General features: G+C 43.3%; 11 protein-coding genes. 5 read left to right on the forward strand and 6 right to left on the reverse strand.

Annotation, left to right across the window (positions count from 1 at the left end):
• Positions 1 to 39: 39 nt before the first annotated feature.
• Complete coding sequence (locus D9A03_RS07350; RefSeq protein WP_120496555.1) at positions 40 to 1,041, reverse strand: BMP family protein; 1,002 nt, start codon at positions 1,039 to 1,041, stop codon at positions 40 to 42.
• Positions 1,042 to 1,291: 250 nt separating this feature from the next.
• On the opposite strand from D9A03_RS07350, the gene D9A03_RS07355 reads away from it, so the two are divergent.
• Positions 1,292 to 2,020 carry a protein phosphatase CheZ gene (locus tag D9A03_RS07355; RefSeq protein WP_162938020.1) on the forward strand — a complete coding sequence of 243 codons (729 nt, stop codon included), beginning with the start codon at positions 1,292 to 1,294 and terminating at the stop codon, positions 2,018 to 2,020.
• Positions 2,021 to 2,438: 418 nt separating this feature from the next.
• Here D9A03_RS07355 and D9A03_RS07360 read toward each other — a convergent pair whose 3' ends face one another.
• From D9A03_RS07360 to metC, 4 genes are all read right to left on the reverse strand, one after another.
• Positions 2,439 to 2,759, reverse strand: a complete 321-nt coding sequence (locus tag D9A03_RS07360; RefSeq protein WP_120496557.1) for a peptidylprolyl isomerase — start codon at positions 2,757 to 2,759, stop codon at positions 2,439 to 2,441.
• Between the two features lie 93 nt (positions 2,760 to 2,852).
• Positions 2,853 to 3,632, reverse strand: a complete 780-nt coding sequence (locus tag D9A03_RS07365; RefSeq protein ID WP_120496558.1) for a two-component system response regulator — start codon at positions 3,630 to 3,632, stop codon at positions 2,853 to 2,855.
• Positions 3,633 to 3,835: 203 nt separating this feature from the next.
• Positions 3,836 to 4,231, reverse strand: a complete 396-nt coding sequence (gene hisI, locus D9A03_RS07370; RefSeq protein ID WP_120496559.1) for a phosphoribosyl-AMP cyclohydrolase — start codon at positions 4,229 to 4,231, stop codon at positions 3,836 to 3,838.
• Positions 4,232 to 4,242: 11 nt separating this feature from the next.
• Positions 4,243 to 5,424, reverse strand: coding sequence for a cystathionine beta-lyase (metC, locus tag D9A03_RS07375; protein ID WP_120496560.1), 1,182 nt, complete (start codon positions 5,422 to 5,424; stop codon positions 4,243 to 4,245).
• A gap of 483 nt (positions 5,425 to 5,907) precedes the next feature.
• Here metC and D9A03_RS07380 point away from each other — a divergent pair, with 483 nt between their 5' ends.
• From D9A03_RS07380 to D9A03_RS07395, 4 genes are all read left to right on the forward strand, one after another.
• Positions 5,908 to 6,915: an amino acid ABC transporter substrate-binding protein gene (locus tag D9A03_RS07380; RefSeq protein WP_120496561.1), complete on the forward strand. Its 1,008-nt coding sequence runs from the start codon at positions 5,908 to 5,910 to the stop codon at positions 6,913 to 6,915.
• Between the two features lie 110 nt (positions 6,916 to 7,025).
• Complete coding sequence (locus D9A03_RS07385) at positions 7,026 to 8,222, forward strand: amino acid ABC transporter permease (protein ID WP_120496562.1); 1,197 nt, start codon at positions 7,026 to 7,028, stop codon at positions 8,220 to 8,222.
• A gap of 9 nt (positions 8,223 to 8,231) precedes the next feature.
• Positions 8,232 to 9,341 carry an amino acid ABC transporter permease gene (locus D9A03_RS07390; RefSeq protein ID WP_162938021.1) on the forward strand — a complete coding sequence of 370 codons (1,110 nt, stop codon included), beginning with the start codon at positions 8,232 to 8,234 and terminating at the stop codon, positions 9,339 to 9,341.
• 15 nt (positions 9,342 to 9,356) lie between these two features.
• Positions 9,357 to 10,130: an amino acid ABC transporter ATP-binding protein gene (locus tag D9A03_RS07395; protein ID WP_120496563.1), complete on the forward strand. Its 774-nt coding sequence runs from the start codon at positions 9,357 to 9,359 to the stop codon at positions 10,128 to 10,130.
• A 242-nt stretch (positions 10,131 to 10,372) separates the two neighbouring features.
• Here D9A03_RS07395 and D9A03_RS07400 read toward each other — a convergent pair whose 3' ends face one another.
• Positions 10,373 to 11,677, reverse strand: a complete 1,305-nt coding sequence (locus D9A03_RS07400; RefSeq protein ID WP_120496564.1) for a citrate synthase — start codon at positions 11,675 to 11,677, stop codon at positions 10,373 to 10,375.
• Positions 11,678 to 11,775 lie beyond the last annotated feature (98 nt).

An 11,775-nucleotide genomic window follows, 5' to 3' on the forward strand; every position in this document is an offset into this window, starting at 1 on the left:
TTAGTTTTCTGATTTCAGATCGGTTACCGGGTTACCCGGTTACAGAGCAGGGCAGCTGTTATCTGATGTGAAATCATGAACAGAGATGGAACCGGAAATGATACCATCACGTGCTTCTTTTACTTTGTCTTTCATCGCGTCAGTAATAAGGGACTTGTTGTTGTCATCCAGTGCCCAATCTACACCATTTTCAGCAAGCCCAAGAGCATGTTTTCCTGGTTTCCAAGTACCATCCATTGCAGTTTTAAACGCATTATATGCAGCAACATCAACGCCTTTGATCATAGATGTCAGCATTGTACCCGGTTGTAGATGGTTTTGGTTTGAATCCACACCAATGGCGTATTTACCAGCATCTTTAGCTGCTTGATAAACACCGATACCGGTCCCGCCTGCTGCAGCAAAGATAACATCGGCACCTTTATCAAACTGGCTTTTCGCAAGCTCACTGCCTTTACTTGGATCGTTCCAGGCTGATGGCGTTGTACCGGTCATATTGCTATACACCTCGGCGGACCCAACGGCGTATTTCGCCCCTTGAGCATAACCACACGCAAATTTACGAATAAGCGGAATATCCATGCCGCCAATAAAACCGACTTTCTGGTTTTCGGAGGCCATTGCAGCCAGAACACCAACAAGGAAAGATCCTTCGTGTTCTTTAAAAACAACGGATTGGACGTTTGGCAAGTCAACGACAGAATCGATGATTGTGAAACGAACATCAGGGTATTCTTTTGCAATTTTTTCAATGGCTGGTCCCTGGGCAAAGCCGACACCTACGATCGGGTCTGCGCCACGTTGTGCCATTTTACGAATTGCCTGTTCGCGCTGCGAAGGATTTGTTACTTCGAACTCACGATATTTAATACCTGTTTCTTTTGAAAACTTCTCTACGCCGTTGAAAACACCTTCGTTGAAGGATTTATCGAATTTACCACCCATATCAAAAACTACAGCTGGCTTGATATCTTCGGCGTGTGAGGCTGTAGCTGTTAGTGCAATAATTGATGCTGCAACCGTCTGGAATAGTTTTTTCATTTGTGAGTCCCATCCCTGTCTATCAGTTATAAATTTTTTTGTCATGATCCGATTTTTACCGGACTCGAGTACATATGGTGAGGCAAAAAGCCAATATGTTCAACCAATCGTTAATGCCAAAGGACAGAAAATTGTTCAATTGGTCAAATTAATATGAAATTTAATCGCAAAAATAACAACATATTCAATTTTCATTAATTTTGTTGGGTTATTGTTTTTATCAAATCCGGGGGATTTTTGGGAGTAAATGATGAGTAGAAACGAACCAAGAAAAGAATATGCTGCGGAACGAGGGGTTCGTCTTCGTAGAGGGTTATCGCCTGATGCCAAGGTTTCAAACATGCAATTGTTTGAATCTATAAATGAACTGAGGTCTGAAATTGTTGCCTTGAAACAATCCAATGCGGCGGTTCGTCAACCATCTGCTCAACAAACTGATGCAGAAAAAAGTTATAATGATGCGGAAGATGTCCGGGTTGAAATTGCCCAGATGGTTCGGATGATCGGCAAGACAAAAAAAGAGATTGCTCAGATCAAGCATCCTGACGATGTTGATGATCCTTTTGCTCAGTCGACGAATGAGCTTGATGCAATTGTAATGGCAACTGAAACGGCTACAAACAATATTCTGGATGCGAACGAACAGATAGAAGCGACTGTCAACGAACTTTCAGCTTTAATGAGTGATGATACGGATGTGCAAACGGCTTGTGACAAGATTGCAAACAATGTCATTACAATTCTGGAAGCTTCAAACTTTCAGGATATAACTGGTCAGCGAATGACAAAGATTATCAATACTCTTCGATTTATTGAAGATCGTATTGTATCCATGATTAATATTTGGGGGGCTGAAGCCTTCATAGATTTGCCTGTTGGCTCTGAAGACGGACGCGAAGGCGATGATCAGCTTATGAATGGACCTGCTGCTGAAAACGAGGGCATCACCCAAGATGATATTGATGCGTTGTTTGATTAAATATTACATATAACGATAATATAAAGAAAAAGCGGGGAGATTTTCCCGCTTTTTCTATTTTCATCAAGATCAGCGGCAAGCTGTTCTAATATGTGAGCAGAAGAGCTGAATTGAATAACGGAACCATTCGTCAAATGTCGTATGGTTTTACCCTCAAAGCGCCAATATTCTTCAATATGAAGCTCAATGCTTTCATGAAGCTCAGGGGGGGATCAATGACAAGAAACAAATACCGCCGCCAGATATATCGAAGCAATCAGTTTTTTCCAGTTGTTATTGATTTTAATCATGTCTGGATAGATTTTCGATGTCTTGTGTGGCGACGGTGACCTGTCTTTTCGCTTCTAAAACCTGCTCCCTATATCTGTTCTGCTGAGTTTGCTAGCATCAGTTAGAGCAGAGTTTTGTTAATTCTGCCTTATTCAGTGCGTTGAATAAGGTGGTATCCAAAGGAAGTTTCAACGATATCACTTGTTTGACCGATTTCCATCGAAAAGGCGGATGCTTCAAATTCTGGAACCATCATGCCTTTACCAAAGTGGCCGAGATCACCACCTTCATTACCTGATGGACAGTCAGAATGTTCTTTGGCCAGATCGGCAAACGCGGCACCGCCCTCGATCTGTGTTTTAAGATCCTGAATGAGAGTTTGAGCTTCTTCTTGTGAGCGGGTAGCAGTAGAGCGCATGGAACCTTCGTACATTAGAAGGATGTGTGAGGCGCGTACTTGATCAGACATAGTATTTCTCCATAAAAAGAACCGCACATTATGCGGGGTAAATTCCCCTTATACATAACGTGCGGCTCAAAATGAGCAATGCCTGTTTTACTTTTAGGTAATATTAAATTTTTGCAAGACATCTGCCAGATCATCACCAAAGGTTGTTCCTCGGCGAATAACGCCAACATTCATTGGTAATTCCTGCATGTCAGGGTGATCTGATGGCAAGCTGGTCAGAACGGCGACATGAGATTTTTTGGTTGATGGCATGGCTTTCAGGGCACAGGCTAGGTCAGCCCCACCAAGACGTGGCATAACCATTGATGTAATGACAAGATCTGGTTTGGTTTCCAGAATCATTGTGATTGCTTCCAAAGGCTCTGTGAGTGATGTTACGCGGTATCCACAAGCGGCTAGTTCGCGAGCAACAACCTTACCGGCCGTTTTTTGTGGAATAACCAGCAGTACCTCTGTGTTTGTAATCTCGATATCTTCAACATTGAAAGTAATTTGGTGCGGCATAGAGCGCACAACTTCGGCAATGTTTTCTGTAGGTAAAGCTTCGCCATCAAGTAGGGCAGAAATTTTATCGCTATAGGTCTGAAGATCTTGAATATGTTTGTCTTCAAGATCTGTTAGGCCAGCAAGATATTCATCCAGCCGGTGGGTAATAGCTGCTAAACCCGGGATGTTAACCGATTTTGCTTTAAATCTGAGATTTGACGAATCTTGCGCTAAACGTTCCGCAGCGGTTTTTCCGTCCAGTCCACCTGTTCTTACTTGCTGGAGGTTGACTTCCAGGCTGGATGCTACATCTCTTGCTTCATCCAACATTTCGCTTTCAGCGAGTTTGTCTGCTTCTTCTTCGCTGATAACAGAACCTGAATTCATATTCACACACCTAACATCTTTGATTTGTATATTTGGCACAAGATAGAGTGAATGGGTTAATGCTCTGCTAATATTCCAGATAGTTATCTGGTTTTTTTTGATTTTTTTAACGTGCTTTAAGCCATTAGATGAAAGGGGGAATAGAAAAAGCTGTTCTGATTATTCAGAACAGCTTTGGGTTTTATTTCTTCATAGATACTAAATCAGTAGAGATCTTTAGGATCTATTTCAACGTCCATGGTTTCCGTTGTGTCGCCATTTTCGGATACTGAAAGGTAAAAACAACTGCGTCGACCAGTGTGACAGGCGACTCCATGCTGTTTTACCTTTACCAGAACGGTATCCCGATCACAGTCGATGAGAAAATCGACGAGCTCTTGATGCTGTCCTGATGTTTCACCTTTTTTCCATAGTTTTTGTCGGGATCTTGACCAGTAACAGACACGGCCAGTGTCGAAAGTTTCTTTGATAGATTCCTTGTTCATCCAGGCCATCATGAGGACGTCATTTCTAACATTATCCTGTGCAATGGCAGGGATAAGACCTTGATCATTAAATTTGAGGCTGGAGAGAAGATTATCCAGTTTGGAATTATTCATCAGGATATTTCCTATTGAGACATTCTTTTGAAGCCAGCCTCTAGATCCATAATGAGATCATCTGGATTTTCCAGGCCGATGTGGAGTCTAATCAACGGTCCTTCGGCAGACCATTTGGTTGCTGTGCGAATTGAGCTTGGGTCACTTGGAAGTATCAAACTTTCAAATCCACCCCAACTATAGCCCATACCGTAGAGTTCGAGATCGTCAACCATCGCGCGGATAGCTTCTTTTGATGTTGGATTAAGGATAAAGCTAAACAGGCCACTTGCTCCGGACATATCGCGTTTCCAGATTTCATAACCAGGATCACTTTCAAGCGCAGGATGAAGGACACGGGATACCTCTGGGCGGCTTTTAAGCCAGTTCGCGACTTCAAGCCCGCTTTCTTGATGCTGCTTCAGTCGAACAGCCATGGTTCTCAACCCTCGCTGTGCAAGGTAAACGTCATCCGGACCAGAGCATTGTCCTAGATGGAATGTTGTTTCTTTTACCTTTTGATAGAGCTCTTCCGTTGTAATGATAAGACCAAGCATGGCGTCGGAGTGTCCGACAATATATTTCGTGCCGGCATGAACCGAAATATCAACGCCGAGCTCAAAAGACTTACAGAGCAGAGGAGTTGCCCAGGTGTTATCCATAATAACCAAAGCGCCTTTGTTGTGAGCAGCTTTGGCAATTGCAGGAATATCCTGCATTTCAAAAGTGTGGGAGCCAGGAGATTCCGTGAATACGAGCCGTGTATTCGGGCGAATGAGTTTTTCTATATCTTTGCCAATAAGCGGATCATAATAGGTTGTTTCTACCCCCATACGCTGGAGCACATCTTTGCAGAAGAAGCGGGTAGGGGCATATACAGAATCAGTAACAAGTATATGGTCTCCGGATTCTACAACACTTAAAATTGCTGTTGTAATAGCGCCAAGACCAGAAGAGACAGAGAAGGCACCATAGCCGCCTTCTAATTCTGCAACTGCATTTTCCAAAGCAAATATTGTCGGGGTTCCCTGACGCCCATAATTCATCGTTCCCTTGTCGAATTTTGTCGCAGCCCTTTGTTCCATCTCGGCCATATTTTTAAAGAGAATGGTGGATGCGTGATAAACAGGAGGATTAACAACTCCAAAGTTTGCTAAGGGATCACGACCAAGGTGTGTAACCTTTGTTTCTTGAGTGAAATTAGTCTTCGACATGGGAATTCTCTATTACGATGGTTTTATCTGTTTGGCAGCAGCATCACGATTGATTAGCGCGATTGCAAGGAAATCTATGATAATCAAGAAGAGGAAAACAGGTTTGTTGAATGATGCGTGACAAAAAAGGATTCTTTCGTAGCAAAATAAATGACGTTTTAAGGATAAAAAAACAAAAAAATAAAAAAATTAACCATATTTATAAGCTGTATGTACAATTTTTTTACAGAAAATGAAGAAAGTTTGAATTAAAAGATTTTATCTAATTCTTTGATTTTTAATGTTTTTTTTGATGGCAAGGAAAATTGTCCCCTAACAAAGTAAAAAATGCTGTTTTCTGAGAGGCTTAGATGGGTTACTGGTAATAGCATGTTTATTGCGTTGGTGAACATTTGTATGCCGATGAAAAATAAATCGGGATGTCCTGTTTGCGACGTCTTAAACAAACAATAAACGTGTTAAACAGCAGGGAAGACACAAACAATGAAATTCGGAAAAGTCCTGTTTGCGGCTGCAGCAGCCACAACAATGACAACAGCAGCTCAGGCTGGTACTCTTGATGACGTCAAGGCACGCGGTGAGCTCAATTGTGGTGTTGCTACGCCTCTACCAGGTTTTGCTGCTCCTAACGCAGAAAACGTTTGGGAAGGTCTTGACGTAGATGTATGTCGCGCAGTTGCAGCGGCTATCTTCGGCGATCCAATGAAAGTAAAAATCACACCAACGACTTCTAAAGAGCGTTTTACCGTTCTTCAGTCTGGTGAGATTGATATGCTTGCTCGTAACACCACGTGGACACTTTCCCGTGATGTTAACCTCGGCTTCGAATTCGTAGGTATCAACTACTACGATGGACAAGGTTTCCTTGTAAATAAATCTCTTGGTGTTTCCAGTGCGACTGAGCTAGACGGTGCTTCTGTTTGTGTTCAGACTGGTACAACAACTGAGTTGAACCTCGCTGACTATTTCCGTGCTCAAGGCATGAAATACGAAACAGTTCCAGTTGCAACTGCAGAAGAAGGCGCGAAAGTATATGACGAAGGTCGTTGTGACGTATACACAACTGACGCTTCCGGTTTGTATTCTCTTCGTTCCACACTTTCAGCTCCTGATGAGCAGATTGTTCTTCCAGAAATCATTTCCAAAGAGCCACTCGGTCCTCTCGTACGTCACGGTGATCAGCAGTGGGGCGATATCGCTCGCTGGACTCTTAACGCAATGATCATTGCTGAAGAACTCGGTGTTACTTCTGCAAACATCGACGAGATGTCTTCTTCTACAAACCCATCAGTTCTTCGTCTGATCGGTGCTGAAGGCAACATGGGTGAGCAGCTTGGCCTGGACGCTAAGTGGGCATACAACGTAGTTAAAAACGTTGGTAACTATGGTGAGTCTTTCAAAACAAACCTTACTGACACTCTGAACATTGAGCGTGGTATCAATGCTCAGTGGAAAGATGGTGGTCTGCTTTACGCTCCTCCAATGCGCTAAGTCGAGACATTAAAGCCTGATTTTACTTTGCGTAGGGCTGCCAGCATTGGTGGCCCTACCTTAGCTAGTCAGGCTTTAATTTTAATAAAAATAAGCATTTAGGAGGCAGTATGTCGGCTGAAACTGCACAAAATGCCCGTGGGTCGGGTGGAGCATCGCTCTTTTCGGATCAGCGGTTTAGATCGCTTTTCTTTCAGGCTCTTGTAATTGGCCTGCTAGGCGCATTCCTCGTATTCATCGTTTTTAACACAGCGCATAATATCGAAAAACGCGGTATTCAAACCGGTTTCGCTTTTCTTGATACTGCCGCTGGATACGACATCGCCATTTCCCCTTTTATGGAATATACAGCAACACACACACATGGACGCGTGTTCCTTGTTGGTTTGTTGAATACGCTTATGGTTTCCTTCTTGGGAATCGTCGCGGCAACAATATTGGGGGTTTTCCTCGGTGTTCTACGTCTGTCACCAAACTGGTTGGTGAGTAGAATTGTTTATTGGTATATTGAATTTACACGTAACGTTCCTTTGTTGCTTCAAATTCTTCTTTGGTATGCAGTTTTCCTCGGATTACCTGCGGTGAAAAAAAGCATAACCTTGTTCAATGAAACAATTATCTTAAACAAGCGTGGCCTTATCGTTCCTGAACCACTACCGGGTGATGGCTTTATGTTGGTGCCAATCGCCTTGGTTATTGCTGTTGTCGCAAGTATTTTCTTCGCGCGTTGGGCAAAGAAAAACCAGGAAGCAACTGGTAAGATATATCCGGTATTTATGACAAATATCGCAATGATCATCGGATTACCGCTTCTTGCTTTTATCGTAACAGGCTTTCCGCTTGATTTTGCTTATGCAGAACTCAAAGGTTTTAACTTCAAAGGCGGTGTGGTTATCAAACCAGAATTTACTGCACTTTGGTTTGCTTTAAGTCTCTATACAGCTGCGTTTGTGGCCGAGACTGTTCGTGCTGGCATTCAATCTGTTTCTCACGGGCAGACAGAGGCATCGGAAGCATTGGGACTGCGCCCAAGCTGGACTATGCGATTGATTATACTTCCGCAAGCTCTTCGTGTGATTATTCCTCCGATGACAAGTCAATACCTCAACTTGACTAAAAACTCTTCACTTGCGGTTGCTATTGGCTATCCGGATATCGTGCAGTCTTTTGGCGGTGTGACATTGAACCAGACCGGGCAGGCGATTGAGGTGATTTTCATCACGATGCTTGTGTATCTGACAATTAGTCTGCTGATTTCAGCATTTATGAACTGGTATAATAACCGTGTTCGTTTGGTAGAAAGGTAGGAGGAGCAGATGAGTGTAACTGAACAACAATATGCTCCTGGTGAGCATCCTGATCTTCCTCCTCCTCTGGGAGAGGCCGGTATAATTGCCTGGTTCAGGAAGAGACTGTTTTCGAGTGTCAGTAATACCATTCTGACTTTGGTTGCTGTCTTTTTTCTATACCATGTATTGTCTGCCATCATTTTCTGGTCGGTAACGGGCGCTACCTTTACAGGCGAGAGTAAAGCCGACTGTAACTTGGGTGGTGCTTGCTGGCTTGTGATTGGTGATCGTTTCCATCAGTTTATGTATGGTCTCTATCCTACAGATCAATATTGGCGGCCAAATCTAACCTTCGTATTGATGGTTGTTGCTATCATCCCTGTACTGTTTGATAACATTCCACACCGTGGAAAGTTCCTTGTGTTCTCTGCAGTATTCCCGTTTATCGCTTTTTATCTCTTAAGCGGTGGTTGGGGACTGGAGACAGTAGATACAGATGAATGGGGTGGATTGTTATTGACCCTGGTTCTGGGGGTGACAGGTATTGTGGCTTCCTTGCCAATCGGTATTGTGTTGGCACTTGGGCGTCGATCAAATATGCCGATTGTCCGGACATTGTGTGTTTGCTTTATCGAGTTTATTCGCGGTGTACCATTGATCACTATTCTCTTCATGGCGTCGAATATGTTGCCCTTGTTCCTGCCGGATGGTGTGAACTTTGACAAGTTGCTTCGTGCTTTGATTGGTGTTGCCTTGTTCTCTTCTGCCTATATGGCAGAGGTGATCCGCGGTGGTCTTCAAGCTATTCCAAAAGGTCAGTATGAAGGTGCAGATGCAATGGGGCTAAGTTATTGGCAGTCCATGCGTTTGATCATTCTTCCGCAGGCACTTCGCATTGTTATTCCTGGAATTGTGAACACTTTTATTGGTCTGTACAAAGATACAACACTTGTATCTATTATCGGTTTGTTTGACCTTATTGGTATTGGCCTAGTGGCAGTTGCAGATGTTAAATGGCGTGGTTTGGCACCGGAAACGTATGCCTTTATCGCGTTGTTATTTTTCATTTCCTGTTTTGCAATGTCGCGCTACAGCCTGTGGCTTGAAAACAAACTTCACACTGGTCATAAAAGATAAGGAGCCCGTGGTATTATGAGTAACACAAGTACCAATACCTCGAAAAAAACAGATGAAGTGGCTATCCAGCTGAACGGTGTTCACAAATGGTATGGCCAGTTTCATGTTCTGAAAAATATTAACTTGAACGTTCAAAGAGGGGAGCGAATTGTTATCTGTGGTCCTTCCGGTTCAGGTAAATCGACACTAATCCGATGCATCAACCGTCTGGAAGAGCATCAACAGGGAGATATTATTGTTGATAATATTGAACTGACAGGGAACCTGAAAAACATTGACGCAATTCGCCGCGAAGTAGGGATGTGCTTCCAGCACTTTAACCTCTTCCCGCATCTAAGTGTTCTTGAGAATTGTACTCTTGCACCAATCTGGGTTCGCAAGATGCCAAAGAAAGAAGCCGAAGAAATTGCAATGCACTATCTGGAACGTGTAAAAATTCCAGATCAGGCATCCAAGTTCCCAGGACAGCTTTCTGGTGGTCAGCAACAACGTGTTGCGATTGCTCGTTCTCTTTGTATGAACCCACGCATCATGCTGTTTGATGAGCCAACATCTGCTCTTGATCCAGAAATGATCGCTGAAGTTCTGGACACAATGATTGAGCTTGCTGAAACAGGCATGACAATGCTTTGTGTGACTCACGAAATGGGCTTTGCGCGTAAAGTTGCGGACAGAGTTATCTTTATGGATGGCGGTGAGATTATTGAACAAAACGAACCAGAAGAGTTCTTCAATAATCCTCAATCAGAACGAACACAGAAATTCCTGAGCCAGATTCTGGCACACTAATTTCCTCTGTGTATTTATCTTTAAAAAGCGGCTCCCTTTGGGGCCGCTTTTTTATTATCTGATGTCGGTGTAATGTTTTGTTTCGGCATAGGGGATATGTCTCACGAGAGGAATGCAAGCTCTGTAGTAAATGTTTCATCGACCTTGTAAGGCTCGGAAAAATTGAGATGAATAGATCTCATAAAAAAAGCCAGTTACTGAGAGCAACTGGCTTTTTGAATTATAAGTAAACTTATTTAAGTCTAGCGATCTTCGACAGCTATAAAATCACGTTCTCCAGATCCCAAATAAAGCTGGCGAGGGCGGCTGATTTTATGGTTGGGATCTTCAATCATTTCTTTCCACTGAGCAACCCAACCAACCGTTCTTGCCAAGGCAAAGAGAACAGTGAACATAGAAGTTGGGAAATTCATCGCGCGAAGAATGATACCTGAATAGAAATCCACATTCGGGAACAATTTCTTCTCGGCAAAGTATGGATCTGAGACAGCAACTTTTTCAAGTTCCATAGCAAGTTCCAGAAGAGGATCGTTAATGCCAAGCTCTTCAAGGACTTCATGACAGGATTCACGCATGACAGAAGCACGAGGATCGTAGTTCTTGTATACACGATGGCCAAAGCCCATCAGGCGGAACGGGTCGTTTTTGTCTTTGGCGCGTTCGATGAATTTTGGAATGTTGTCTTTATGCCCAATTTGCTGAAGCATGTTAAGAACAGCTTCGTTTGCACCACCATGCGCAGGGCCCCAGAGCGATGCAATACCTGCGGCAATACACGCAAAAGGATTTGCACCACTTGAACCTGCGATACGTACTGTAGAAGTTGAAGCGTTCTGTTCATGATCAGCATGGAGGATAAAGATACGATCCATCGCACGGACAAGTGCAGGGCTTGCTTTGTATTCTTCACAAGGAACTGAGAAGGTCATGTGAAGGAAGTTTTCAGCATAGCTTAGATCATTTTTTGGATACACGAAGGGTTGACCAATAGAATATTTGTAAGCATAAGCAGCAATCGTGGGCATCTTCGCAATAAGACGATGCGATGCAATCAGACGCTGCTGTGGGTCACGTATATCGGTTGAATCGTGATAAAAAGCTGAAAGAGCACCAACAACACCAACCATGATTGACATGGGGTGTGAATCACGACGGAAACCACGATAGAAATTCAACATCTGCTCGTGCAGCATTGTGTGATAGGTGATTTGCTTTTTGAATTCGTCTGATTCTGCTTTTGTCGGTAGCTCACCATTCAGAAGAAGATAACATGTTTCCATGTAATCGCTTTTAGAAGCTAGATCTTCAATAGAATATCCTCTGTGGCGCAATATGCCTTTGTCTCCATCAATGTAGGTGATGGAAGAATCACAACTACCCGTTGAGGTGAAGCCAGGGTCATAAGTAAAACAACCAGATTCACTATATAGTTTTCTAACATCGATAACATTTGGCCCACAAGTTCCTTCAAGGATTGGCATATCCCAACTGTGTCCGGTGCGGTTGTCCGTAACGGTAACGCTGTTTTTGTTGTCGGTATCTGACATATTTGGAACCTCTGCTCTTTGTTATTATTCTGGTTTGTTGCGCAGCAGCATAATACTTTTGCTACTTAAGATCAAATTGTGCGCTGCAATATTTTTGA

Source organism: Kiloniella sp. EL199 (genome assembly GCF_900313065.1).
Taxonomy (GTDB): Bacteria; Pseudomonadota; Alphaproteobacteria; order Kiloniellales; family Kiloniellaceae; genus Kiloniella.